General features: G+C 62.2%; 1 protein-coding gene. It reads right to left on the bottom strand.

What is annotated here, in order from left to right; genetic code table 11:
* Positions 1-339, bottom strand: a 339-nt coding sequence (locus ACZYSP_RS35330; protein WP_489019209.1) for a GTP-binding protein, incomplete at both ends; no start/stop codon positions are given.

The following is a 339-nucleotide window of genomic DNA, read 5'->3' as shown; positions in this document are numbered from 1 at the left end:
GAACTTCCATTTCGACCAGCTCGAGCAGTTCCTTGTCGTCGACCATGTCGCACTTGTTCAGGAACACGATGATGTAGCCCACGCCCACCTGGCGAGCCAGCAGGATGTGCTCACGGGTCTGGGGCATTGGGCCGTCAGCGGCCGAGCACACCAGGATGGCGCCGTCCATTTGAGCGGCGCCGGTGATCATGTTCTTCACGTAGTCGGCGTGACCGGGGCAGTCGACGTGTGCGTAGTGGCGGTTGGCCGTTTCGTACTCGACGTGCGCGGTGTTGATCGTGATGCCGCGGGCCTTTTCTTCAGGCGCAGCGTCGATCTGGTCGTAGGCCTTGGCTTCGC

The sequence above is a fragment of the Variovorax sp. F042 genome (assembly GCF_057814215.1).
The sequence above is the reverse complement of the archived record's forward strand: the minus strand, read 5'-3'. Positions and strand labels throughout refer to the sequence as shown.